The sequence below is a fragment of the Streptomyces sp. NPDC003023 genome (genome assembly GCF_042888225.1).
Lineage (GTDB): Bacteria > Actinomycetota > Actinomycetes > Streptomycetales > Streptomycetaceae > Streptomyces.
The window spans coordinates 1-26,309 of the sequence record NZ_JBIAPL010000001.1 but is presented as its reverse complement, the minus strand read 5'-3'; the positions used below and the strand labels follow the sequence as shown (position 1 = coordinate 26,309).

Here is a 26,309-nt window from a genome sequence, read left to right as displayed (position 1 = left end):
CCGGACCCCGAAGAAGCGGCGGGTCCGGTCAGGGTGAGAGCACCGACGGGGCGGGTCCGGTGGCGCATTCGGCCCGGGCGAAGAGCTGGACGAGCGGCGCGAGGCGGTAGCACAGCCGGGCGTCGCCGTCGACACTCCAGGCGTCCAGCAGCTGGGCTTCGACCAGCCGTTCCAGCAGCTCCTCTGCCTCGTCGGGCCCGGTCCCGAGCAGGGCGGCCGCCTCACTCGCGGTCAGCCGTGCCGGTCCGGCAGCCGCCAGGGCACAGAGCGCGGTCCGCGCGGCCGGCTCCAGCCGGTCCACGATGCCACGCAGACCGGCCCGGACGTCGAGGCTGCCCAGCCGCAGTTCGGCGAGCCGGCGCTCCGGCTGTGCCAGCCGTTCGGCGAGCAGCCCTGCCGACCAGTGCGGGTGCGCGGCCAGCCGGGCGCCCGCGATGCGCAGAGCGAGCGGAAGGCGCTCGCAGTACTCGGCGATGCGCCCGGCCGCCTCCGGCGAGGCGGAGAGGCGCGCGGCGCCCGCGACGGCGGCGAGCAGCCGCCTCGCGTCCGCACGCCTCAGTGGGCCGAGCCGCACCAGCCGGGTGCCTTCGAGCGACGCCAGGTGGGAGCGGACTCCGGTGACGACGGTGCGGCTCGCGCCCTCTCCGGGCAGCAGCGGACGCACCTGAGTGTCGTCGAAGGCGTTGTCGAGGACGACGAGCATCCGCCGGCCGGACAGCAGCGTCCGGTAGAGCTGGATCCGCTCGTCGACCGCGGAGGGCGTTCGGTCGGGCGCGACGCCCAACGCGTGCAGGAACCAGCCGAGCACTTCGGCCGGGGTACGGGCCCCGCCGTCCGCGGTGCGCAGATCCGCGTAGAGCCGGCCCTGCGGGAAATCGTCCCTGCACCGCTCGGCCGCCCACAGGGCGAGGGCGGATTTGCCCGTTCCGGTCGCACCGGTGATCACCACGTCCTGGTGCCGCAGCGCGGCCAGCACTTCGCCGGTCTCGGCGGCCCTGCCGGTGAAGTCGGCGGGAGCGGCGGGCAGCGTCGCCGGCACGAGGACCGACCGTGCGGGCGCGCCCGAGGACGCGGGCCGGGCGTCAGGGGCGGCCCTGCGCGAGGGCGCGTCCGCCGGTGCGGTCGGCGGGGCGGCCGTGACCTCCGCGCGTTCGGGAGTCTCGGGCGGCGCGAGCGTCCCGGTCAGGACCTCCTGGTGCAGGGCGCGCAGCGACGGTCCGGGGCCGATGCCGAGCTCGTCCGCCAGCGCTCTGCGCCCCTCGTCGTAGACCGCGAGCGCGTCGGCCTGGCGGCCGCTGCGGAACAGGGCGGTCATCAGCTGGCCGCGGAGCCGTTCACGGACCGGCTGCAAGGACACCTGCTGGGTGAGGGCGGGAATCACGTCAGTGTGCCGGCCGAGGGCGAGCGCCGCCTCCACATGGTCCTCGACAGCGGCGAGACGGGCCTCCTGCATGAAAGGCCCCTCGGTTTCCAGCAGATACTCGGTGACGCCCGTCAACGCCGGTCCGCGCCACAGGGCGAGGGCCTGCGCGAGCCGGCGTTCCGCCTCGTCGTACCGCTGCGCGTGCAGGTCGATGCGTGCCGCGCGCACCGCCTCCCGGAAGGCGGCCCAGTCGAGGGCGGCGTCGCCGGTCTCCATGCGGTAGCCGGGGCCCTGACGCTCCAGACCGATGCCCGGGCCGAGACGGGTGCGCAGCCGGGACACATAGGTGTAGAGCTGCCTGGTGCTGGTCGCCGGCGGATCCCAGCCCCACAGCACGGCGGTCAGTCGCTCATCGGGCACGACCCTGCCGTCGGCGAGCAGCAGCGCCGCGAGCGTCGTGCGCTGCTTGCTGCCGTCGAGTGCAACCGCGTGGCCGTCCATTTCGGCCGACACGGGTCCGAGGATCCTGAAATCCATTGAGGGCCGACCCCGTTCCGCGGGCCCGTGCCGATCGCAGGGCCAACCGCCGGGCACGTTACCGAGCGGGGATTTTCCCTCGGCATCGACTGGATTTCGTGCTTTCGAAATCGACACGAAAGAAGCTCAAAAAGGGGCGTCCGTAGCGTACGTCGCGTACCGCAGCGCATCGGCCCACAGTGGAGAGTCGGAACTCTTCACCGCGCCCGGGCAGAGCCTCGCACAGGGGAGGAACACCATGAGAAGCCTCATCATCCCGGCCACGCGGCCGGCCGGTGTGACCACGGCGGCCGCCGACGATCCCTGGACGGTCGTCCCGTAGACACATCCGGCGCGCAAGAAGTCGATCTCGTGCGCCGCACCTTCCACGGCCGCGGGGCCTGAAGAGCCCCTGCCGGCGCGTCCGACGACGGGCCGGGCGAACGCCACCCGGCAGGGGCGTGCGCGACGGACGAGCGGCCCGGCGGGAGCGTGCGCGACGGACGACCCGTCCGGCGGGGGCGTGCGCGGCGGACGAGCGGCCGGCGGGGCGTGCGGCGGACGAGCGGCCCGCCCGTCCGCCGCGGGCCCCGCCGGCCGCTCCGGCCCGTGTCAGGGCCTGGCCAGCGCGCACAACTTCTGCGCGTCGAGGCGACCGCCGCCGCTGATCACCGCACGCAGCTGCGCCGAGCGGTCCCGCCAGGCCGGCACACCCACATCGGTGAAGAGTTCCTCCGCCGCCCTGAGACTGCCCGCCGCCCCTTCACGGTCCGAGTGAAGGGCCTGTACGCATCCGAGGACGACCGACGCCCGTGCCTGAAGGTAGCGGTCCGGCACCTCGCCCGAGGCGGTCAGCGCCTCCCGCAGGACCGCCATGGCCTCCTCGGTCCGCTTCCGGTGCAGCAGCGCCTCGCCCAGCGTGCGCAGGGCGTGCGCCTCGCCCCGGCGGTCGCCGCTGCTCCTGACGAGTTCCAGGGCGCGCCGGGATGCCTCCTCCGCACGTCGGCCGTCCCCCCAGTGCAGCAGCGCCTCCGCCAGTCTGACGGTGCTCTGCGCCTCTCCCCGCGCGGTGCCGAGCCCCCGGCTGCGGGCGACCGCTTCGGAGGACAGCACCAGGCTCTCCTGCGGGTCTCCCCGCTCCAGTTCGATCTGCGCCAGCAGCCCCAGTACATGCGCGGAGGCGTAGTGGTCGCCGACCGCCCGGAAGGTCTCCAGCGAGCGGTATCCCATCTGTCTGGCACGGTCCATGTCTCCACGATGGCGTTCGCACAGCGCCAGGTTGCGGAGCACCAGGGCGCGTCCCTGGTGCTCGCCGTGGCGCTCGAACAGCCGCAGCGCCAGGGCGAGGCGTTCGTACGCGGAGTCGTACGCCCACTGGACGATCTCCAGGGTGCCGAGCGAGTGCAGCATCGCCGCTTCGCCCAGGGTGTCCCCGGCGTGGACGGCCGCTTCGAGGGCCCGTTCGCCGCAGTGGCGCCAGTCCTCCAGGTAGTTGCGGTTCTGGAAGAGGGTCACACCGGTCATCGCCAGGTCCCAGGCGTAGGCGGCCTCGCCCTCCCCGGCCGCCTGGTCCACCAGGCCGGTGATGGAGAAGCGTTCGGTCTCGAACCACTCCATGGGGTCGTCCAGCAGGCCGTCGACGAGGGCGCCCGGCAGCGGGTGCAGCGGCGCCGGACCGTGGAGGACAGTGTAGTCGCCGCCGTACACGCGGCGATGCGCTTCGCCGGCCATGCCCAGCCACGCGCCGTAGGCACGGCGGAGCGCCGCCCGCCGCACCTCCGCGCTGTCCTCCGCCTCCGCGCACTCGCGGGCGTAGAGCCGCAGCAGCTCCTGGAACCGGTAGCGGACACGGCCGGTGGTGGCGCTGAGCGGCTCCAGGAGCTGTGCGTCGACGAGCTGCTCGATCAGGTCCTCCGCGTCGACGGCGTCGATGCCGAGGAGAGCCGCGCCGGCCCAGGCGGCGAAGTCCGGCACGTCCAGCGTGCCGAGCAGCCGGAACATGCGCGCGGTGTCCGGGGGCAGGTCACGGTAGCTGAGCCGCAGTCCGGCTCGGACACCGCGCTCGTCGAGGCTGAGTTCGTCGAGCCTGCGGCGCTGGTCCTCGAGCCGGGCAACGAGAGTCCGTACCGTCCAGTGCGGTTTGGCGGCCAGGCGGGCGGCTGCCACCCGCAGCGCGAGCGGCAGCCGGTCGCAGAGCTCGCTGAGGCGTGCGGCACCGACCGGGTCGTTGCTGAAGCGGTCGTCTCCCGCGACGCGGGAGAGCAGTGCGATGGACTCGTCCGGTTCGAGCGAACCGAGGTGCAGGGGTACGAAGGAGTAGTCGCCGGCGAGCGCGCCGCCCATGCTGTCCCGGCTGGTGACGAGGACGCAGGAGCGTCCGTTGCCGGGCAGCAGCGGCTGTATCTGCTGGAAGGAGCGGGCGTTGTCGAGCACGATCAGCACCCGGCGGCCGTCCAGGACGCTGCGGAACAACGTGGTGCGCTCCACCTGCTCGGCCGGGATCTGCGGTCCGGGAACGCCGAGGGCGCGCAGGAATCTGTCGAGTACGGCGCCGGGGGTGCGGGGCGCCTGTTCCCCGTCGTAGCCGCGCAGGTCGGCGAAGAGCCGGCCGTCCGGGAAGCGCGCGGCGACCTGATGGGCCCAGTGCACGGCGAGGGCCGTCTTGCCCACGCCGCCGATGCCGGTGATGGAGCCGACCGGCAGTGTGCTGCCGTCCAGGTGGTCCAGCAGCCGGTCCAGCGAGGCGAGTTCGACCCGGCGTCCGGTGAAGGAGGCGGCGCTGGCAGGCAGATGAGCCGGCACAGCCGTCACCGGGACGAGTGCGATCGTCTCCGCGGGCAGGCTGAGTTCCGGGGAGTCGGCGAGGATCTCCTCGTGCAGCTCCTGCAGGGCGGGCCCGGGATCGATGCCCAGTTCCCCGGCGAGCACCCGCCGTCCCTCGCGGTAGGTCTCCAGTGCCTCCGCCCGGCGGCCGGAGCGGTACTGGGCGAGCATGAGGTGTGCCTTGGCCTGTTCCCTGAGCGGGTGTTCGCGTACGAACGCGCTGAGCTCGCCGATCATTTCCCGGTGCTGACCGAGCTGAAGCCGCAGACCGGCGTGCTCCTCGTACACGTCGAGGCGCATCTCGGTGAGCCGGGCGGCCTCCACCTCCACGCGTTCGGTCGAGACGCCTTCGAGGGCGGGGCCGCGCCACATGGCGAGGGCCTCCTCGAAGAAGGCGCACGCCGCTTCCGGCCGGCCACGGCGGGCGGCCTCCCGGCCCCTGGCGGCGTGCTCCTCGAACTCCACGGCGTCGATGCGGTGTTCGCCGGCGAAGAGCATGTAACCGGGGTGGCTGGTGACGAGGACGTCCTCGACACCGACCGCGTTCCTGATCGTCTTGCGCAGGGCGGAGACGCAGATGGCTATCTGGTTGCGGGCCGTGGCCGGCGGGCTGCCGCGCCAGACGGCGTCGGCGAGGGTGTCGACGGACACCACGCGGTTGGGCGCGAGCAGCAGCATCGACATGATGGTGCGCTGGCGGGCTCCTTGGAGCACGACCGGGCGCCCGTCGGCGCTGACCTCCAACGGCCCCAGGATCCGGAACACCACCTGAAGCACGAAACTGCCTCCTGATCGCGGTCGCACAGCACCTCTGCGACCGGCTTCGCCTTCTTCTTCACCGGATGACGGGGCTCCGTCCGGCCATGCAGCGACGGTGGCAGCAAACTGCCGTGCCGACCCCGGAGGACCGTCTCACCGCCTCGCCATCCAGGACATCGGGGGGAAGGACTCCCGGCGGCCCCAGGCGGCGGGCACGGGTCCGTGCGCCCGCGGGTCCGCGACGGCCCCGGTGGCCACAGGGGCGGTAAGGGCGCCGAGGAGAGCCGCGAGGGCCGCGAGTTCCTCCGGCGTGGGGCGGCCTCTGATCACCTTGAACAGCGACGGGTCGGACGGGATTTCGGACACCGGTACGGACATCGGGGTCTCCTCACATGGGCGGGTTGCCGTGCTTGCGGGTGGGCAGGTCGGCGTGTTTGGTGCGCAGCATCACGAGTGCGGCGATGAGCGCCGACCGGGTGTCCGCGGGGTCGATGACGTCGTCGACGAGTCCGCGTTCGGCCGCGTAGTAGGGGTGCATGAGTTCGGCCTTGTACTCCTTGACCAGCTGTTCTCGCATGGCCTCCGGGTCGTCGGCCGCCTGTATCCGGCGGCGGAAGACGACGCCCGCGGCCCCTTCCGCGCCCATGACGGCGATCTCGTTGGAGGGCCAGGCGAAGGAGACGTCGGTGCCGATGGAGCGGGAGTCCATGACGATGTAGGCGCCGCCGTACGCCTTGCGGAGGATGACCTGCACCCTGGGGACCGTGGCGTTGCAGTACGCGTACAGGAGTTTGGCGCCGTGGCGGATGATGCCGCCGTGCTCCTGGTCGACACCGGGCAGGAAGCCGGGCACATCGACGAGGGTGACCAGAGGAATGTTGAAGGCGTCGCACATCTGCACGAAGCGGGCGGCCTTTTCCGAGGCCTCGATGTCCAGGACGCCGGCCAGGGACTGGGGCTGGCTGGCGACGATGCCGACGACCCGGCCGTCGAGGCGGGCGAGGGTGGTGACGACACTGGTCGCCCACTGTTCGTGGACCTCCATGTGGTCGCCGTCGTCGACGATCTCCTCGACGACGGTGCGCACGTCGTAGGGCCGGCTGCCGTCCAACGGGACGATTTCGAGCAGCCGCTCGCAGCGGCGGTCGGCGGGGTCGTCGCAGGCGGCGGCGGGCGGGTTCTCCCGGTTGTTGGCCGGCAGCATCGACAGGAGGTAACGGACCTCGGCGATGCAGGTCTCCTCGTCGTCGTAGGCGAAGTGCGCCACCCCCGACGTCTGGGCGTGCACGTCCGCACCGCCCAGACCGTTCTGGGTGATCTCCTCCCCCGTCACCGCCTTGACCACATCCGGCCCCGTGATGAACATCTGCGACGTCTCACGCACCATGAACACGAAATCGGTCAGCGCCGGACTGTAGGCGGCGCCACCCGCGCACGGGCCGAGCATCACCGAGATCTGCGGAATCACCCCCGACGCCCTCGTGTTCCGCTGGAAGATACCGCCGTAACCGGCCAGCGCCGAGACACCCTCCTGGATCCGCGCACCCGCACCGTCGTTCAACGACACCAGCGGCGCACCCGCCGCGATCGCCATGTCCATGATCTTGTGGATCTTCGTCGCATGCGCCTCACCCAACGCGCCGCCGAAAATCCGGAAATCATGCGCGTACACGAAGACCGTCCGGCCCTCGACCGTCCCCCACCCCGTCACCACACCATCGGTGTACGGCCTCTTCGCCTCCAGACCGAAACCCGTCGCCCGGTGCCGGCGCAACTGCTCCACCTCACGGAACGAACCCTCGTCCACCAGCAAAGCGATCCGCTCCCGGGCCGTCAGCTTGCCCTTCGCATGCTGCGCCTCGGTCGCCTGCTTCACGCCGTCGAGGACGTCACTCCTGATCTTCGCGAGTTCGACGACCCGCTCGTACATCGTCATGTCGAAACCTCCTTGTCGGGATCAGGCGGTTCGCAGCGCGACGTAGTCGCAGAGCCTGGTGAGCGCGCGCCGGGCCGGCAGCTCCGGCAGCCCCTCCAGCTGCGCGCGGGCACGGTCCAGCCGTTGGCGCATCAGTGCCTCCGCCTCTGCGGTCGCGGGTGAGCGGCGGAAGAGCTCCAGGACGCGGCGGTGGACTCCGGGACCGGAGGTGGGGCCGGCCGCGAGGAGGTCGCGCAGTTCGCGGTCGCCCGGTTCGTCACCGTGCAGCGCCAGCAGGACGGGCAGGCTCGGGATGCCGGCGAGCAGGTCCATTCCCTGCTCCTTGCCCGTGTGCTCCGCCGGTGCCGTGAGGTCGAGCAGATCGTCGGCGATCTGGAACGCGACTCCGAGCTGCTCGCCGTACTCGGCGAGAGCCTCGACACGGGCGGCGGGCGCCGCCGCCTGGACGGCGCCGATGCGCAGACTCATGGACAGCAGTGCGGCGGTCTTGCCCTCCGTCACCTTGAAGTAGTGCGCGAAGGGGTCCTGTCCGGGTGCCGGCCCGGTCAGTTCACGCAGTTGCCCGGCCACCAGCCGGCCCGCGGTCCGCGCGTTGAGGTCCACTGCCTCCGCGCCGAGGCCGGCGGCGATCCGGGCCGCTCGGGCGAGCAGCCAGTCGCCGCTGAACACCGCGGCCCGCCGGCCCCACGCCGCGTGGACGCTCGGGCCCCCGTGCCGGGTGTCGGCCCCGTCCATCACATCGTCGTGATGGAGCGAGGAGATGTGGACCAGTTCCGCTATGACCGCGGCCTGGGTGACACCTTCCCGCCACGGCTCGCCGAACTCCGCGCCGAGCAGCACCAGCAGCGGCCGCAAACGCTTTCCGCCGACCGCGGCCAGATGACGCGTGATTGCCGCGATTCGCGGGTCCGGTGCGCTGCCGACACAGTCCTGGAGCCACTTCTCCGCCTCGGTGAGCGCATCGCGCATTCTGGACTCGAAGGCAGGCTCTTTCATGCCGAGCTGCTCCAGGATTCCGCGGGAGGAGGACGGACGCAAGGTGAATTCGGAGTCCCCGCATGTTTGTTGCGCCGTCACGAGAGCCCCTCTGTCGGCACGCCCCGGCGGGGCGTCGCGCATTTCACGGATACCGACCGCAACTGTCCCGCCGCGCCGGAGGGCAGCCAAGTGGCATGACATGAAGGTGCCATGGCAGTTTCCGGCGGTAACCGGTCGCTTCCGTGTGGACCCCCGCGGGCCCGCTCCGCATCACGGACCTGCGACGGAAGGGCCGGCACCATTTGGCGGCCGCGTGAATTCCCGCTCTTCGGTTTCCCGGATCGACAGTCGTCGCGTTCCTCGCTCGTGCCGGTATTTCGCGGGACAACGCCGCGAAGAAATTAATCCGGCCGCAACGGACCCGACACCTCGCGGCCATGGGTCGACGACCTCGTGCGGGCCGCTCGGAGCCCTTTCCGGCAACGGCGGCTGTCAGCTTGTGGACAGCCGGAACCCCGAGGTGCGACCGAGGCCGCTTCGTCAAGAGGGATCACTGTCAACAAGCTGTCACGGAAAGGGGAACGCGCCCGCACGCTCCCTAGACTTCCCGCGATTCCCCCCATACGAGACCGCTGAAGGAGTCTTTCATGTTCCGAGGGATTGGGCGGCTGGTCACCAGCCGCCCATGGCTCACCATAGCCGCCTGGTTCGTCGCGACAGTGGCAACGGTGATGCTGGCGCCGAAACTTCCGTCCACCACCGACCAGGCCGAATTCCTTCCGTCGCATTACGAGACGGTCCAGGTCATGCAGGTGGAGGAGCGTGCCTTCCCGCGCGAGGAGCAGCCCGCGGCCACCATCGTCTTCAAACGGACGGACGGCGGCGCGCTCTCGGCCGAGGACCAGGCCACCGTCACCAAGGTGACCAAGGCGCTCGCCGACAAGAAATACAAGGAGATCGAGGGCGTCCGGACGGCGCCTCAAATGCTCTCCCCCAACGGCCGGATCATGCTGGCCTCCGTCACGGCATCGACGAAGAACGTCTTCACCGAAGGCATCTTCGAGTCCGTCAAGGAGATGCGGAAGGAGGCCAGGACTCAACTCGCCGACACCCCGCTGAGCATGGGGATGACCGGTCAGGCGGCTTCCGCGGTGGACTCCATGGAGTCGGCGGGTGACACCGACGCCATGATCATGATGGCCACGCTCGGCCTGATCATCGTGCTGCTGCTCATCATCTTCCGCAGCCCTCTGATCGCGCTGCTGCCCGTGCTGATCATCACCCTGGTCTTCGCTGTCGCGACCGGGCTGATCGCCGTCGCGAGCAAGATCGGCGGGCTCAAGGCCGACGCCTCGGTCTCCTCGATCCTCATCGTCGTCCTGTTCGGCGTGGGCACGGACTACATCCTCTTCCTGCTCTTCCGCTACCGGGAGCAGCTGCGCACCGGGGTCGCGGCCCGGCAGGCCATGGCACAGGCCGTCGAACGGGTCGGCGAGACCATCGCCTCCGCGGCCGGCGCCGTCATCGTCGCCTTCCTGGCCCTGCTGCTGTCCTCGATGGGCATGCTGCGGACGATGGGGCCGGCGCTGGCCATCTCGGTCGGTGTCACTCTGCTCGCTTCGCTCACCCTGGTGCCCGCGGTCTTCGCGCTGCTCGGCACCAAGGCGTTCTGGCCGTCGAAGGCGTGGCAGCGGGAGCCGAAGAACGCGCTGTCGCACCGTACGGCGAAGCTGGTCTCCACCCGTCCCGGTCTGGTCGCCGCGGTGTCCGGCGGCATCCTGGTGGCCCTGACCGCGGGGCTCTTCGGTTTCACCGCCGAGTACGACGCCAACAGCTCACTGCCCAAGCACCTCGAGTCGGTGAAGGCCCAGGAGGACCTGGCGCGCGGCTTCGCGGCGGGTTCCACGGAACCCACCCTCGTCTACGTGGAGAACAAGGACGGCAAGCCCGTCCCGCAGACCGCGCTCAGCGAGTTCAGCAAGCAGGTCGGCGGTGTGAGCGGCGTCGGCCAGGTCTCCCCGCCCCGAGTGAGCCCGGACGGCTCCGTGGCGCAGTTCACGGTGGTGCTCGACCACAAGCCGGCCGAGGACAAGGCCCTCGCGCTGGTCGAAGGACCGTTGCGGGACGCCGTCCACAAGGCCGCCCCCGAGGGCACCCGGGGCCTGGTCGGCGGTCCGACCGCGCTCCTCGCCGACATCAGGGACGCCGTCAACCGTGACTACGCGGTGGTGTTCCCGGCGGCCGGCGTCGCCATCATGATCATTCTGGGCCTGCTGCTGCGCAGCGCCGTCGCACCCTGGTACCTGATGGCGGCCGTCGGTCTCGGCTTCAGTGCCACGCTCGGAGCGACGGTGGTGCTCTTCCAGAACGTGCGGGGCGAGCACGGGCTGCTCTTCATGCTGCCCGTGATGGTCTATCTCTTCGTCGTGGCCATCGGTACCGACTACAACATCCTGATGGTCGCCCGGCTGCGCGAGGAGGCCGCCCGCGGCCGGGAGCCGAAGGAGGCGACGCGCCTCGCCGTCGCCCACTCCATGCCGACCGTCGCCACGGCCGGGATCATCCTGGCGGGCACCTTCGGTGTGCTGCTGCTCGCGCAGAACTCCATGCTCCAGCAGATGGGCTTCGCCGTCTCGTTCGGCATCCTGCTCAGCGCCTTCGTGATGGCCGTGCTGCTGGTGCCCGCGGTGACCGCCCTGCTCGGGCACCGGGCGTGGCTGCCGGGCCGTCCGGCGGCTCGGGCCGCGGACGCGGAGCCGGCCTCCGAAAGCGCGGAGGACCGCGAGAACGAGAGCGTACCGGTGGGCGGCAGGTAGCCCACCCGAAGGGGCCCCGCCGACGGCGGGGCCCCTGTTCCTGGTCGGCGTTCCCCCTGCACCGGGGCGTCGTGAACTGTCCACGCGGGCCGAGTTGCGGGTGTGAAACCGATGCACACGATCATCCAGGTGAAACCGGTAGTCATCGTCCTGACCGCGGTGGGCACGATCGTGCTCGGACTCGTCGTCATGGCCTGGGTGGCCCGGAGACTGCTCGGCCTGCGGGTCGGGAAGCTGCGCGCCGTCCTCACCGGCGCCGTCGGCCTGCTGACCGCCGGCGTGGTCAGCGCCGCGATGGGGCCGCGGGCGGGACAGACGCCTCTGGTGAGCGTCCAGTTGGGCAGCGCCCTGCTCGCCGCCATGATCTTCCTGGCACTCTCCGAGGCCATGATGCCCAGCGGCTCACTGCGCGCGATCCTCCAGTCGCCCGCCTCGCTGCGGCGACGGCTGGCCAGAGGCCGCCGCTACACGCAGCTGAGCAGGATCGTCGTACGCCACGGACTCGGCAGGTTCCTCGGCGGCCGGGTCAGACGCGGCACCGCCGCGGCCAAGGACCAGGCAGTGCTGGCCCGTTCGCTGCGGAGGGCGCTGGAGGAGGCCGGCGCGACGTTCGTCAAACTGGGGCAGGTCCTCTCGACCCGTTACGACCTGCTCCCCGACGTGTTCATCGACGAACTGAGCTCACTGCAGCACGAGGTGACCGCCGAACCGTGGTACCAGGTGCGGCAGGTCCTCATGAACGAGCTGGGTGCCCCGCCGCACGAAGTGTTCGCGGAGTTCGACCCGGTCCCGTTGGCCGCCGGCTCCATGGCCCAGGTGCACCGGGCACGGCTGCGCAGCGGCCGGCATGTCGTCGTCAAGGTGCAGCGTCCCGGCGCCCGCCAGGTCGTCGAGCGCGATCTGGACATCCTCTTCCGGCTCGGAGCCAAACTGGAGCAGCACACCGAGTGGGGCAGGGCCATGGGGGCCGTCAAGCTGGTGCACGGCTTCGCCACCTCGCTCGAGGAGGAGCTGGACTTCCGCACCGAGGCCCGCAACACGCTGGTGGTCGCCACGACGATCGCCGCCGCCCGTGGTTCCGGCGGCGCCGCGGGCGAGGACGACACAGCGGCCGGCCGCCACGGACCGGGCGGCGAGGGCGCCGCGGCGGAGGTCAAGCTGCCCATGGTCCATCAGGAGCTGAGCAGCGCCCGGGTACTGGTGGTCGAACGTCTCGACGGCGTCACCCTGAACCGCGCCGACCCGGTCATCGAGGAACGGGGCCTGGACCGCGTGGCGCTCGCCCGGTCCCTGCTGAACTGCGTGCTCGAGCAGATCATGTCCGGCGGTGTCTTCCACGCCGACCCTCACCCCGGCAACATCCTGGTCCTCGACGACGGCAGGATCGGCCTGATCGACTTCGGTTCGGTGGGCCGCATCGACCAGGTGCTCCGCGCAGGGCTGCGCAATCTGCTGCTGGCCATCGACCGCAGCGACCCGGTGGCCCTGTCCGACGCGCTGCTCGAACTGACGGACCGGCCCGAGGAGATCGACGAGGAGCGCCTCAAGCGGGCGCTGGGCCGGTTCATGGCCCGCCACCTCACTCCGGGGATCCGTCCGGACCGGGAGATGTTCGCCGACCTCTTCCTGCTGGTGGCGAGGTACGGGCTGACCGTGCCGCCGGAGATCGCCGCGGCCTTCCGCGCCCTGGCCACCCTCGAGGGTTCGCTCGAACGGCTGGTGCCCGGCTTCGACATCATCACGGAGGCGCGTTCGTTCGCCGCGGACGAGGTCACCCGCCGGCTCTCCGCTCCCCGCCTCGGCCGTTCCCTGGCGGGTGAGGTGTTCGCCGTGCTTCCGATGCTGCGCCGGCTGCCGCGCCGGCTGGACCGGATCACCAACGCGCTGGAACACGGCCGTCTCAGCGTCAACGTGCGGCTGCTGGCGGACGAGCGGGACCGCCGCTTCGTCCGCGGTGTCGTCAGGGACATCCTGCTGACGTTCCTGGGCGGCATCACCGGAGTGCTCGGCGTGATGCTGCTCCAGGCCGACGGGGGCCCCCGTCTGCCGGGCGCGATGCGGCTCTACGAGTTCCTCGGCTACAACATGCTGCTCGTCAGCTCGGTGCTGGTGCTGCGCGTGCTGTTCACCGTCACCCGGCCGGAGCGCTGACCGTCCCGGCACGGCACGGCACGGTGACCCGAGGCGTGGCCAGGGCCCGTGCCGCAGTCGGTGACGCGAGGTACCCGGTGATCCCCTTCGTACCCCGAGGCGTGCCCGGTACCCCAGGCGCGGGAAGAAGGCAGCAGGGCCCGGCCGTTGTTCCGGCCGGACCCTGCTGCTGTGCCGTACGCGGTCAGCGGGCGACCGCCGTGCGGTAGACCCGGCCGGACATCGGGACGACGATCGCCAGCACCGCGCCGATGAGCACCAGGGACATCACCACGGGGTGCTCGGACGTGATGCCGGTGCCGGTGCCCACCGTGGGGTTGCCGAACAGCTCCCGGCAGGCGGTGACGACCGAGCTGATCGGGTTCCACTCGGCGATCGTGCGCAGCCAGGCGGGCAGACCGTCCAGCGGCACGAACGCGTTGGAGAGGAACATCATCGGCATCATCGCCATGAACGCGAGCGCGTTGACGGCCTCCGGGCTGCGCAGCGCGAGCCCGAGGAGGGCCCCCAGCCAGGACATCGTGAAGCCGAGCAGGAGCAGCAGGGCGAAACCGCCGAGCGCGGACAGGATGCCGTTGTGGATCCGCCAGCCGATGAGGTAGCCGACACCGGCCATCAGGGCGCAGGACCAGGCGGCGAGTGCCATGTCGGCGGTGGTGCGCCCGATGAGCACGGCGGAGCGCGAGATGGGCAGTGAACGGAACCGGTCCACCAGGCCGTTGCTGAGGTCGCCGACCACGCCGAGGGCCGTGGTGGAGACGTTCGACATCATCACCTGGATGAAGATGCCGGCCATGATGTACTCCTCGTAGCTGCTGCCCTTCACCTCCATGGCGCTGCCGAAGAGCATGCCGAAGATGACCACGAAGGCGATCGGCATCAGGGTGACGCTGAGAAGCTGCTCGGGTATGCGCACGATGTGCCGGAAGTGCCGGCCCACCAGTGCCTTGGTGTCGCTGAGTGCCTCGATCATGCGGTCTGCTTCTCCTTGCCGGCCGTCTGGCCCGTCAGCGTCATGAAGACGTCGTCGAGCGAAGGCCGCCGTACGGCGAACTCCGCGATCTCGATGCCGAGCGCCTCCACGGCACCGGCCGCGGCGGTGACGTCGCCCATGCCGCCGGTCAGCGGGACGGAGACGGTACGTCCGTTGTCCCCCAGCACGGGCGGGCCCGCCACGCTGTGGCCGGCGAGGGCGGAGAGCACCAGATCGGTGTTCGCCGCGTCGGCGGGGGCCACCTCCAGACGTTCGCCGCCCACCTTCTGCTTGAGTTCGTCGGCGGTGCCCTCCGCGATGACCTTCCCTGAGTCGATGACCATGATCCGGTCGGCCAGCATGTCGGCCTCTTCCAGGTACTGGGTGGTCAGCAGCACGGTGACGCCCCGGTTGACCTGCTCCCTGATCATTCCCCAGAGCATCACGCGGCTGTTGGGGTCGAGACCGGTGGTGGGCTCGTCGAGGAAGAGCACGGGCGGGTCGACCATGAGGCTGGCGGCGAGGTCCAGGCGTCGCCGCATGCCGCCGGAGTAGGTGCGTACGACGCGGTCCGCGGCGTCCGACAGGTCGAAGCGTTCCAGCAGTTCGTCGGTCTTGGCGCGTGCCTTGCCGCGGCCCAGGTGCAGCAGTGTGCCGATGAGGCGCAGGTTCTCCCGGCCGGTGAGACGGTCGTCGAGGGCCGCGTACTGGCCGGTGAGGCCGATCCGGCGGCGCACCTCCTTCGGCTTCCTGACCGCGTCGTACCCGGCGACCCGCGCGCTGCCCGCGTCGGGCGTGAGCAGCGTGCTGAGGATGCGGACGGTGGTCGTCTTGCCCGCGCCGTTGGGACCGAGCAGACCGAGCACGGTGCCCTCCGGCACCGCCAGGTCGACGCCGCTCAGCGCCTGGTGCGTCTTGTAACTCTTGCAGAGGCCTTCGGCCTCGATGGCGTTCGTCACCTGTCCCACCCCATGCTCCGGGAATTCCCGGTGATCGGAAAGAGCTGTGTCAGTTCTTGCCGGGCTTCTGCGGCCGACGTTGGAGGTTGAACGCCGAAATGACGAGCGATACCCCCCAGATCAGAAAGACCGGATACCAGTAGTAGTTCCAGTTGCTGGTGGCCTTCGCGACTTCCTCGCTGGGCTCGACCCTTCCGGTGGCGATGAAGAACCGCAGATAGACATATCCGAGGCCCCACAGGGCCAGTCCCGCGCCGGCCGGCCAGGCCGGCAGAAGCAGCAGCCAGCGGGGGAATCTGCGGCCCCACGGCTGGAAGAGCGCCAGCGCGAAGACCGCCGCGCCGAGCGACACCAGCCCCATGCCCCAGAATCCGACGGCCCGTTGCCAGGCGACGTCCGGAATCGTGTCCGGCGAGCCCGGGTATCCGTACATGAATCCGAGGCCCCACCAGGCGTGCGGGAGACCGTAGGCGAGGGCACCGGCCGCCGCGCACCAGCCGGCCACCCGCTCGCCCCTGGACACCGAGGCCGGGTCCCCGGCGGATGTCCCGCCTCTCTTGGCGGACAACTGGACGACCTGCCGAGTCTCTGACACCTGCGTTCCTCCTGTTTTCCGGGATCGGTGCGCGGTGGGCACGGGGGGCGATTGTCAGCGCCATTGGTCCATGCCTTGGCGGTCGATCTCGAATCTGACCGGGAGACTTCCCAGTCCGTTCAGGAAGTTGGAGAAGACGGGCTGCACCGGACCGGCCGGCTCGACGCCGACGACGACCGTGCGCAGGGCGTCCAGCATCGCGTTGATCTCCACCCGGCCCAGATAGGCGCCGAGGCAGAAATGCGGACCGTATCCGAAAGAGGTGTGCTTGTTCGGAGTGCGTCCCAGGTCGAAGAGTTCGGGATTCTCGAAGACCGCCTCGTCGCGGTTGGCCGAGGTGTTCCAGAGGGTGACGATGTCGCCCTCAGCGACAGTCGCGTCCCCGATCTTCACGTCGGTCAGCGCCCGGCGGCCGAAGTGCATGGCCGGACTGGTCCAGCGCAGCACCTCCTCCACGGCGCTCTCGACGGTGACCTCGCGCTCCTTGAGCCGCTTCCACTGGTCCGGGTGCTCCATCAGCGCCACGACGCTGCCGATCATCGAGAGGCGGCTGGTCTCGTCGCCGCCCAGGATGAGGCTGTAGCAGTTGAGGACGATCTCGTCCTCGCTCAGCGGCTCTCCATCGACTTCTCCGGTGGCCAGCACGCTGATCACGTCGTCGACGGGGTCCGCGCGGCGGGCAGCGGCCAGCTCGGAGAAGTAGATCAGGATCTCGTTGCGGGCGAGCCACGCGTCCTGGGCGGTGTGCTCGGCGCTGTCGGAGCTGAGGGCCTGCTTGTTCAGGCTCAGCAGGAACGCCCGGTCCGACTCCGGCACACCCAGCAGATCGCAGATGGTGCTGATCGGGATGTGTTCTGCGACGTCCTTGGCGAAGTCCGCCTCGCCGCGCTCCACCGCCTCCGCGAGCAGCCGGCGGGTGCGCCGCACGACCTGCTCGGAGATGTGCGAAAGGGCGCGCGGCGAGAAGGACTTCAGCAGCAGTTTGCGGATCGCCGTGTGGCGGGGACCGTCGGTGACGGCGAGCATCTTGCCCGACGCCGAGTCGCTTCCGTGGAGCAGCGTGGCCAGCACGTTGCCCCGCTCGGAGTGGAAGCGGTCGTCGTCCTTGTAGACCGCCATGACGTCCGCGTACCGCGACAGCACCCAGAAGGCGGGGCCCGCGTCGGTCTCCGGGTGGCGGTGGACCGGCCGTTCGGCACGGAACCGCCGCCACATGGCGTGGATGTCGGTCTGCTGGTACGTGCGGGGATCCGTGAGGTCGAAAGCGTCCAGCGCCGTGTCCCCGACGTCGCGTACGGGGGTCTGCGTTCCTGTGGTCACTGCGTTCTCTCCAGCGTCGTACGGGGTTGCGGCAACAGGAGGCTGCGGTACGGAGGAGTTACCTGAGCTCGCGGAACCGGGCGGCCAGCGCCCGTCCGACCTCCGCGATCGGACCCGGCCGGGTGAGCTCGTTGTGACCGCAGTCGATCACCTGCGAGTCGAGCCGGCCCGCCACGTAGGGACGCCACGCGTCCACCATCGCCCCGGGGTCCTCGTGGTCGCGGCCTGCCACGGTCACGAGGACATCGGCCCGCAGTACACCCAGCTTGCCCGGTGAGTACGGGTGGATGATGCGCTGTGACATGTTGGTGCCAACCCTTGCCAGCGCCTCGACCTGACGCTCCTCCAGTCCGGCCAGCGCGCTGTCACCGCCGCGCAGCACCTCCATGACGTCCTCGTAAACCAGCGGCCTGGGCCACCGGGAGTGGTCGTGTCCGGCGAGGTCCAGCAGGGTGGTGAGCACGTCCTGGGCGTCGTAGCTGAGGTCGGCGTGCTCCTCGGAGCGGATGTGGGGGTCGGTGTCGAGGATCGCGAGCAGCGCGACCTGCTCGCCCGCCGCCTCCAGCCTGGTGCCGATCATGTGCCCGAGGATGCCGCCGAGCGACCAGCCGGCCAGGTGGTACGGCCCTTCGGGCTGTACGGCGCGGATCTGCGCAAGATAGTCGTCGGCCATCTCCTCGATGGACGCGGGCAGCGGTTCGTCGTGTGCGAGACCGCGCGCCTGGAGCCCGTACAGCGGGCGGTCGGGCCCGATGTGGCGCATCAGGCCGGAGTAGCCCCAGCTGATGCCGGCCCCGGGGTGCAGGCAGAACAGCGGCGGCCTGCTGCCGTGGGTACGCAGCGGAAGCAGCACGTCGAACGGGTCGTGCTCCTCCTCGCCGGCCGCCAGTTCGGCGGCGAGACCCGCGACCGTGGGGTTCTCCAGCAGGGCGCGGACGGACATGCGCACGCCGAAGGCGGCCCTGACCTTGCTGATCAGCCGGGTCGCGAGCAGCGAATGGCCGCCCAGGTCGAAGAAGTTGTCGTCGATCCCGGCCCGCGGCAGGGAGAGCACCTCGGCGAACAGCCCGCACAGGACCTCCTCCTGCACGGTGCGCGGCGCGCCGCTGCCGATGGCGCCGGCGACCTCAGGATCTGGCAGGTTCTTGCGGTCGAGCTTGCCGTTCGGGGTGAGCGGGAGCTCGTCGAGGACGACGATCGCGGCGGGCACCATGTAGTCGGGCAGCAGCTCGGCCAACTCGGCGCGCAGCGCCGCCGGGTCGGGGCGGCCGGGCCCGGCGGGGACGGCGTAGCCGAGCAGCCGGGGGGTGCCGTCCGGAGCGTCGCGGACCACGGCGACCGCCTGGCCGACGCCCGCGCGGGCGGCCAGTACGGCCTCGATCTCGCCCAGTTCGATGCGGAAGCCCCGCAGTTTGATCTGGTCGTCGGCCCTGCCCAGGTACTCCAGCTGCCCGTCGGCGGCCCACCGCACCAGGTCTCCGGTGCGGTACATGCGCTCCCCCGGTCCGCCGTAGGGGTCGGCCACGAACCGCTCGGCGCTGAGCCCGGGACGGCCCAGGTAGCCGCGGGCCAGGCCGGGTCCCGCGACGTACAGCTCGCCGGGCACCTGAGGCGGGACCGGCCGCAGAGTGGTGCCGAGGACGTACAGCCGGGTGCCGGGCAGCGGACGGCCGATCGGGGGCGCGTCCGGCCCCGCGGTCAGGGGGTCGCTGAACGTCGCGGCCACCGTGGCCTCCGTGGGGCCGTAGGCGTTGACCATCCGCCTGCCGCGCGACCAGCGGGCCACCAGATCCGGACCGGTGGCGTCCCCGCCGACCACCAGGGAGCGGAAACCGGCCAGTTCGGTGTCCGGCACGGTGGCGAGGGCCGCCGGAGGTATGAGCGCGTGCGACACCTTCCACTCGGCCAGTGCCTCGGCGAGCGCCTCGTCCGCGAGCGGCCCGGCGGGCGGCACCACGAGAGCGGCCCCGGAGGTGAGGCTCATGCACAGTTCCAGCACGGAGGCGTCGAAGCTCGGGGAGGAGAACTGCAGCACGCGGCTGTCGCCGTCGACGCCGAACCGTTCGACACATGCCTCGGCGAACGCCGCGAGCCCCGTGTGCGGGACGACGACGCCCTTGGGACGGCCCGTCGAACCGGAGGTGTAGATGACGTACGCGGGATGGCGCACGTCGAGCGGTGCGGCACGGTCCGCGTCGGTGAGGTCGGCGGCCGGACGGTCGGCGACCGCCGCGGCGACCGCCGGGTCGTCGAGCACCAGGACCGGGGCGCCTGACTCCGGGACGGCCGTACCCGCCTGGGTGACGACGAGCGCGGGCGCCGCGTCCTGGAGCATGTAGGCGATCCGGTCGGCGGGGTAGGAGGGGTCGACCGGGAGGTACGCGCCGCCCGCCTTCAGCACCGCGAGGCGGGCGACGACGATCTCCACCGACTTGGGCAGCAGCAGCGCAACGACCCGCTCAGGGCCGGCTCCCCGGGCCACCAGCTCACGGGCCAGCCGGTTGGCGCGGGCGTTCAGCTCCTCGTAGGACAGCTCGCCGTGCTCGGCCGCGACCGCCGTGGCCGCGGGGGTGCGGGCTGTCTGCGCCTCGTACAGCTCGCCGAAGGTACGGGCCGTCGGGGCGGTGCGGCCGGCCGACCAGCCGCGGATGTCCGCGCGCTCCCGTTCGGTCAGGACGTCCAGCCGTCCGACGGGGGTCTCCGGTGCCTCGACGACCAGCCGGAACAGCTGCTCGAGCCGCGTCCCGAGCGCGGCGATCGTCTCCGCCTCGAACAGGTCGGGGCGGTAGCTGAGCCGCAGGTGCAGCCGGGGGCCGGGGACGGCGGCGAGACTGAACGGGTAGTGGTTGGCGTCCTGGCCCTGCAGCCCGGTCACCCGCATGGTGTCCGGGTCGGGCTTCTCCTCCGCGGCCAGCGCGGTCGGGTCGACGGGGTAGTTCTCGGTCACGGTGAGTGTGTCGAACAGCTCGCCGATGCCGTCCTTCCAGCCGCCCAGCTGCTGCACGTCGGAAAGGCTGATGTGCTGGTGGTTCATCAGCCCGGCCTGCTGCTTCTGGTGCCGGGCGAGCAGCCCGATCAGCGACTCGGCCGGGTCCAGGGTCACCCGGACCGGCAGGGTGTTGATGAACAGGCCGATCATGTGCTCGACACCGGGCAGCTCCGGCGGGCGGCCGGAGACCGTGCCGCCGAAGACGACGTCGTCGCGGCCGGTGAGTCGGCCGAGGAGGATGCCCCAGGCGCCCTGGAGCAGGGTGTTCACCGTCAGCCCGTGCCGGCGCGCCTGAGCCATCAGCGCCTCGGTGAAGTCCTCCGGCAGGTCGATGCTGTGGTGACGGGGGCGGATCGGCCTGCGGTTCGGGTCCTCGGGCGCGAGGAGGGTCGGCTCGGTGGCGCCGGCCAGCACGTCCTGCCAGGCCCGCTCGCCCTCGGACCTGTCCTGGGCCGCGACCCAGGCCAGGTAGTCGCGGTACGGGGTGACCCGCGGCAGCCCGGAGTCGTCGCCCTTCTCCTTGTAGAGCGTGAGCAGTTCGCCCACCATCAGCGGCGTCGACCAGCCGTCCAGCAGGATGTGGTGGTTGCTCACCAGCAGCCGGTGCTCGCGCTCGCCCAGCCGCACCAGGGTGAAGCGGACGAGCGGCGGCCTGGCCAGGTCGAACCTGCGGGTGCGGTCCTCCGCCACCACCCGGTCCAGCTCGGCGGCCTGTTCGGCCTGGGCCAGACCGGTCAGGTCCACCTCGCGGTACGGCACCGGCACCTTGCGCCGGACGATCTGCACCGGCCGTTCCAGCCCTTCGTGCCGGAACCCGGCCCGCAGGGCGGTGTGCCGTGCGACGAGCTTCTCGACGGCGGTGCGCAGCACGTCCCCGTCGACCCGGCCGGCCAGCTCCAGGACCAGCTGGACGGTGTAGACGTCCAGCCCCTGCTCGTCGAGCAGGGCGTGGAACAGCAGGCCCTCCTGCAGCGGTGAAAGCGGCAGGACGTCTTCGAGCCCCGGCTTGTTCGTCATCACATCTCCCACTCGTCGTCAAGGTCCTCGAGGCCGTCGATCTCGTGCTGGTTCAGCGAGACCAGCGGCAGGTCGGACGGGGTGTAGCCACCGGCTGCCGGACTGCCGGCATGTTCGGCGAGGGCTCGCAGCATCCGGAACCAGCCCTCGCCCAGGGCGCGGACGTCGTCCTCGGGCAGCAGGCCGTCGGCCCAGGTCCAGGTGGCGACGAGCCGGGGTCCGTCGGGGCCGTCCTGGGTGAAGGAGTTGACCTCCAGCGGATGCGCCAGCGGCATCGCGTCGTCGGCTCCGCCGCCCAGACCGCCGGACTCGGGTGCCGGTCCCCAGTCCTGGGGTCCCGCAGTCTGACCGGTCGCCTGTCCCGCAGCCTGACCGGTGGCCTGTCCCGCCGCCTGTCCGGTCGCCGCCGAACCACCCATCCGGCCCAGGTAGTTGAAACCGATCTCGGGTCGACCGTGGGCGGCGAGCACGGACTCGGTCCGCGGGTTGAGGTAGCGCAGCAGGCCGTAGCCGATGCCGTTGTCGGGCACCGCCCGCAGGCTCTCCTTGACCTGCTTGAGGACGTCACCGAGCCGGGCACCGGAGATGTTCCGCCAGTCCTGCCGGCCGGCTTCCAGCCGCACGGGATACAGGCTGGTGAACCATCCGACGGTGCGGGAGAGATCCGCGCCCTCGACGATGTCCTCGCGGCCGTGGCCCTCCAGGTCGATCAGCACGCTGTCCGAGTTCCGGCCGCGGCCGCGCTGCCACTCGGCCGCCGCGAGGGCGAAACCGGTCAGCAGCACGTCGTTGGCGTTGGCGTGGAACGCGGCGGCGACCGTGGTGAGCAGCGGCGCCGTGTGCTCCGGCCCGAGGGCCAGGGTGAGCGTGCGGGCGCCGGCCTGCGTGTCGCGCGCCGGGTCCAGGGCCCGGGTGCCGAGCGGGGGTTCCGGCCGGCCGAGGACGCCGGTCCACAGGGCCAGCTCCTCGATCCGCTCGGGTCGGCCCGCCTCGGCCGTCAGCCGGTGCGCCCAGGTCCGGAAGGAGGTGGCGACGGGCTCCAGTTCGGGAATGCCGCCGTCGGCGGCCGCCTCCCATGCCTCTGCCAGGTCGGGTACGAGGATCCGCCAGGACACTCCGTCGACGACCAGGTGGTGGGCGACGAGCAGCAGCCTTCCGGGGCTGCCGGGGCCGGCGTCGAACCAGACGGCCTGCACCATCGTGCCGTCCTCCGGCGCCAGCCGGTCCCACGCCGCCTCGGCGTGCTCGCCGAGGGCGCCGGCGACCGACTCGGGGTCCGTGGCGGTCAGCGGCACCCTGGTGACCACGGACGCGGCGGGGACACGGCCCCGCTCCGGGACGGTCAGCGACCAGCCCTCCGGGCCTCGCTCGAGCCGCATCCGCAGCACGTCGTGCCGGTCGAGCACGGCCTGCAGGGTGCGGTGCATCCGCGCCTCGTCGGCGCCGGCCGGGACCTGCAGCAGCATCGACTGGTTGAACCGGTCGACCGGGCCGCCGCGTTCGGCGAGCCAGCGGATGATCGGCGTGGCCGGGACGTCTCCGATGCCCGCGTCCTCGCTCTCCCGCACCGCTTCCGCGACGGTTCCGGCGACGGCCGCGAGGGCCTCCACCGTCTTGTGCTCGAACACGTCGCGCGGGGTGAGGAGGAGCCCTGCCTTACGGGCACGGGAGACGAGCTGGATGGAGACGATGCTGTCGCCGCCGAGGTCGAAGAAGCCGTCGTCGGCCCCGACCTCGGGCACGCCGAGCACTTCGGCGAAGAGCGCGCAGAGCAGTTCCTCGATCGCGGTGCGCGGCGCCCGGCCGGCGGTCACGGTGACCTCCGGGGCGGGCAGCGCCTTGCGGTCGAGCTTGCCGTTGGCGGTCAGCGGCAGGGCGTCCAGTGCGACGAACGCCGAGGGGACCATGTACGACGGGAGAACGGCGGCGACGTGCTCGCGCAGTGCCGCTGTGTCCGGGGCGGCGCCGTCGCGTACGGGGACGACGTAGCCGACGAGCTTCTTGTCGCCCGGCCGGTCCTCACGAACCACCGCGGCCACCTGAGCGACGTCCGCGTGGGATTGGAGGGCGGCCTCGATCTCGCCGAGTTCGATGCGGAAACCGCGGATCTTGACCTGCTGGTCGGCGCGACCCAGGTACTCGAGTTCGCCGTCGCCGTTCCAGCGGGCCAGGTCACCGGAGCGGTACATCCGGGCGCCGGGAGCGCCGTACGGGTCGGCGACGAACCGGTCCGCGCTCAGATCCGGCCGGCCCAGGTAGCCACGGGCCAGACCGGCACCGGCGACGTACATCTCGCCCACAGCCCCCGTGGGGACAGGCTTCAGCCGCTCGTCGAGGACCCGGACCCGGAGGTCGGGTATCGCATGTCCGATGGTGCTTCCGGCCGCCGCGGCGGCGGTGGGACGGTCGAGCGCCGCGTACGTCACGTGGACGGTGGTCTCGGTGATGCCGTACATGTTGACCAGCACCGGAGCGTCGTCGGCGTGCCGCTCGTACCACTCCTCCAGACGCCACAGATCCAGCGCCTCACCACCGAACACCACATACCGCAGAGCAAGTTCGCCCGCCGAGTCCGAAGCCTCCCGATCCACCTGCATCAACTGGTAGAACGCCGACGGAGTCTGGTTCAGCACCGTCACCCGCTCACGCACCAGCAGCCGACGGAACTCCTCCGGAGAACGCGACACCTCGAACGGCACCACCACCAGACGCCCACCGTGCAGCAGCGGACCCCAGATCTCCCACACCGAGAAATCGAACGCGTAACTGTGGAACATCGTCCACACGTCGTCCCCGCCGAATCCGCCGAACCCGAACCAGTGCTCCGTCGACGAGAACAGCCGCACCACATTCGAATGCGGCACCACCACACCCTTGGGCCGCCCCGTCGAACCCGACGTGTAGATCACATACGCCGGATGCGCCGGCTCGATCCCCACACCCAGGTCACCACCGTCGGCAGCAGCCAACTCGGCGGACACCGCCGGGTCGTCAAGAACCAGCCACGGCACGCCCGCGGTCTCCACCGCGGAGAGGTCCACCGAGCCCGACGTCACCACCAGCACCGGCGACGCGTCGGCGACCATGTAGGCCAGCCGGTCCGCCGGATAGTCCGGGTCCATCGGCACATACGCCGCACCCGACTTGACAACCGCCAGCAACCCGACGATCAGCTCCACCCCACGCGGCAGCGCCAGCCCCACGAACTGCTCAGGACCCACCCCCCGCGACACCAGCACCCGCGCCAGACGATTCGCCCGCGCGTTCAACTCCCCGTACGACAACGACACATCACCGAACGACAACGCCACCGCGTCGGGGTTGCTCGTGACACGTTCCTCGAAGACGCTCACCAGCGTCGCGGACGAATCCGGAAGGAGATCGGGGGCCGCGAGGGCCCTGTCCCACTCGGCGGTCTCCAGGACGTCGATCTCGTCGAGGGTGAGACCGGGCTTCTGTGCCCACTGCTCCAGCAGGCGGGCGAGCCGGCCGGCGAGCACTTCGACGGTGCTCCGGTCGAAGAGCTCGGTGGCGAACTCGATGCCGCCGCCGATGCCGTCCGCCGTGCCGTCGGGCGTGTGGCGTTCGGTGAGGCTGAGCGACAGGTCGTACTTGGCGACCGTGTGCTCGATCTGCTGGGAGCCGAAGGTGACGCCCGGCAGAGCGAGCCCCGGCTCCACCGAGGCCGTGTTGTGGAAGGTCAGGTTGACCTGGAACAGCGGGTGACGGGCCGCGGAGCGCTCCGGGTTGAGGACCTCCACGAGCCGCTCGAACGGCACGTCCTGGTGGGCGTACGCCGCCAGGTCCGTCTCCCGGACCCTGGCCAGCAGTTCCGTGAGGGTCGGGGACCCGGAGGTGTCCGTGCGCAGGACGAGCGTGTTGACGAAGAACCCGACCAGGTCGTCGAGGGCGGCGTCGGTGCGTCCGGCCACGGGGGTGCCGATCGGGATGTCCGTCCCGGCGCCCAGCTTCCGCAGCAGTGCCGCGGTGGCCGCCTGCATGACCATGAACATGCTGGTGCGGTTCTCGCGGGCCAGCTCGGCGAGCCGCCGGTGCAGAGCGGCGTCCACCTCGAAGGGGACGACGTCGCCGCGGTTGCTCGCCCGCTGGGGACGCTGCCGGTCGAACGGCAGCGGGAGCTCCTCCGGCAGTCCGGCCAGCGTGTCCTGCCAGTACTGCAACTGCCGGGAGATGGGGCTGCCCTGGTCCTCCTCGTCACCGAGCACCGCCCGCTGCCAGAGGGTGTAGTCGGCGTACTGCACCGGCAGCGGCTCCCAGTGCGGCGCGTGACCGGTGCGGCGTGCGGTGTACGCCTCGGACAGGTCGCGCGCCAGCGGGGCGAGGGACCAGCCGTCGGCCGCGATGTGGTGCACCACGAAGAGCAGTACGTGGCGGTCCGCCGCGACCTCGAACAGGGTGACCCGCAGCGGGAGTTCGGCCGCCAGGTCGAAGGCGTAGCCCGCCGCGGCGGAGAGCGCCCCGGCGAGTTCCGCCTCGGTGACGGCCACCACGGGCAGCGCGGGGGCGGCCGCCTCGGGGGCGAGGACCTGCTGCCGTGCCGTGCCGTCGGTCTCCGGGAACAGGGTCCGCAGCGCCTCGTGCCGGCCGGTCACGTCACCCAGGGCGGCGGCGAGCGCCGCCCGGTCGAGGTCGCCGTCGAGCCGGAGGGCCAGCGGAATGTTGTAGGTGGCGTTGGCGCCTTCGAAGCGGTTCAGGAACCACAGCCGGCGCTGCGCGAAGGACAGCGGGACGACCTCGGGCCGCTCGACCGGTGTCAGCGCGGCACGGGCTCCGGCAGCGGTGTCGATCACTCCGGCGAGCGCGGCGACCGTCGGGGACTCGAAGAGCGCGCGTACGGGCAGTTCGACGTCGAAGGCGGTGCGGACGAGGCTCACCAGCCGGGTCGCGAGGAGCGAGTGCCCGCCGAGGTCGAAGAAGCTGTCGTCGACGGCGGTCACGGGGGTGCCCAGGACCTGGGTGAACAGGTCGCACAGGATCTGCTCCTGCGGACTGCCCGGTGCCCGGCCCGTGCCCGACGCCCCGTACTCCGGTACGGGCAGGGCACGGCGGTCGAGCTTGCCGTTCACCGTCAACGGCAACCGGTCCAGCACCAC

General features: G+C 71.3%; 13 protein-coding genes. 2 read left to right on the top strand and 11 right to left on the bottom strand.

All coding sequences use genetic code 11. From position 1 onward, the window contains the following. Window positions 1-28 precede the first annotated feature (28 nt). From ACFYV1_RS00065 to ACFYV1_RS00045, 5 genes are all read right to left on the bottom strand, one after another. Window positions 29-1,876, bottom strand: a complete 1,848-nt coding sequence (locus ACFYV1_RS00065) for a BTAD domain-containing putative transcriptional regulator (protein WP_389393038.1) — start codon at window positions 1,874-1,876, stop codon at window positions 29-31. Window positions 1,877-2,491: 615 nt separating this feature from the next. Further along, window positions 2,492-5,479 (bottom strand): BTAD domain-containing putative transcriptional regulator, encoded by a 2,988-nt coding sequence (locus tag ACFYV1_RS00060; protein WP_389393037.1) that lies wholly within the window; start codon window positions 5,477-5,479, stop codon window positions 2,492-2,494. A 135-nt stretch (window positions 5,480-5,614) separates the two neighbouring features. Then, window positions 5,615-5,839: an acyl-CoA carboxylase epsilon subunit gene (locus ACFYV1_RS00055; RefSeq protein ID WP_389393036.1), complete on the bottom strand. Its 225-nt coding sequence runs from the start codon at window positions 5,837-5,839 to the stop codon at window positions 5,615-5,617. Between the two features lie 10 nt (window positions 5,840-5,849). Next, complete coding sequence (locus tag ACFYV1_RS00050; protein WP_389394525.1) at window positions 5,850-7,391, bottom strand: acyl-CoA carboxylase subunit beta; 1,542 nt, start codon at window positions 7,389-7,391, stop codon at window positions 5,850-5,852. Window positions 7,392-7,418: 27 nt separating this feature from the next. Next, window positions 7,419-8,393, bottom strand: coding sequence for a polyprenyl synthetase family protein (locus ACFYV1_RS00045; protein WP_389393035.1), 975 nt, complete (start codon window positions 8,391-8,393; stop codon window positions 7,419-7,421). Between the two features lie 629 nt (window positions 8,394-9,022). Here ACFYV1_RS00045 and ACFYV1_RS00040 point away from each other — a divergent pair. Continuing rightward, a complete protein-coding gene (locus ACFYV1_RS00040) occupies window positions 9,023-11,191 on the top strand; it encodes an MMPL family transporter (protein ID WP_389393034.1) in 2,169 nt (722 codons plus the stop codon). Window positions 11,192-11,320: 129 nt separating this feature from the next. Continuing rightward, window positions 11,321-13,342, top strand: coding sequence for an AarF/UbiB family protein (locus tag ACFYV1_RS00035; protein ID WP_389393033.1), 2,022 nt, complete (start codon window positions 11,321-11,323; stop codon window positions 13,340-13,342). A gap of 184 nt (window positions 13,343-13,526) precedes the next feature. Here ACFYV1_RS00035 and ACFYV1_RS00030 read toward each other — a convergent pair whose 3' ends face one another. The 6 genes from ACFYV1_RS00030 to ACFYV1_RS00005 are packed head-to-tail and all read right to left on the bottom strand — an operon-like array spanning window position 13,527 to window position 26,294. Beyond that, window positions 13,527-14,315 carry an ABC transporter permease gene (locus ACFYV1_RS00030; protein ID WP_389393032.1) on the bottom strand — a complete coding sequence of 263 codons (789 nt, stop codon included), beginning with the start codon at window positions 14,313-14,315 and terminating at the stop codon, window positions 13,527-13,529. Further along, a complete protein-coding gene (locus ACFYV1_RS00025; protein WP_389393031.1) occupies window positions 14,312-15,274 on the bottom strand; it encodes an ATP-binding cassette domain-containing protein in 963 nt (320 codons plus the stop codon). The genes ACFYV1_RS00030 and ACFYV1_RS00025 overlap by 4 nt, the downstream gene beginning before the upstream one ends. A gap of 49 nt (window positions 15,275-15,323) precedes the next feature. Continuing rightward, on the bottom strand, window positions 15,324-15,869 hold the full coding sequence (locus ACFYV1_RS00020) for a DUF3995 domain-containing protein (RefSeq protein ID WP_389393030.1): 546 nt from the start codon (window positions 15,867-15,869) through the stop codon (window positions 15,324-15,326). A gap of 54 nt (window positions 15,870-15,923) precedes the next feature. After that, a complete protein-coding gene (locus tag ACFYV1_RS00015) occupies window positions 15,924-17,189 on the bottom strand; it encodes a cytochrome P450 (protein ID WP_389393029.1) in 1,266 nt (421 codons plus the stop codon). Window positions 17,190-17,247: 58 nt separating this feature from the next. Then, window positions 17,248-21,195 (bottom strand): amino acid adenylation domain-containing protein, encoded by a 3,948-nt coding sequence (locus tag ACFYV1_RS00010; protein ID WP_389393028.1) that lies wholly within the window; start codon window positions 21,193-21,195, stop codon window positions 17,248-17,250. After that, complete coding sequence (locus ACFYV1_RS00005; RefSeq protein ID WP_389393027.1) at window positions 21,195-26,294, bottom strand: amino acid adenylation domain-containing protein; 5,100 nt, start codon at window positions 26,292-26,294, stop codon at window positions 21,195-21,197. The genes ACFYV1_RS00010 and ACFYV1_RS00005 overlap by 1 nt, the downstream gene beginning before the upstream one ends. Window positions 26,295-26,309 lie beyond the last annotated feature (15 nt).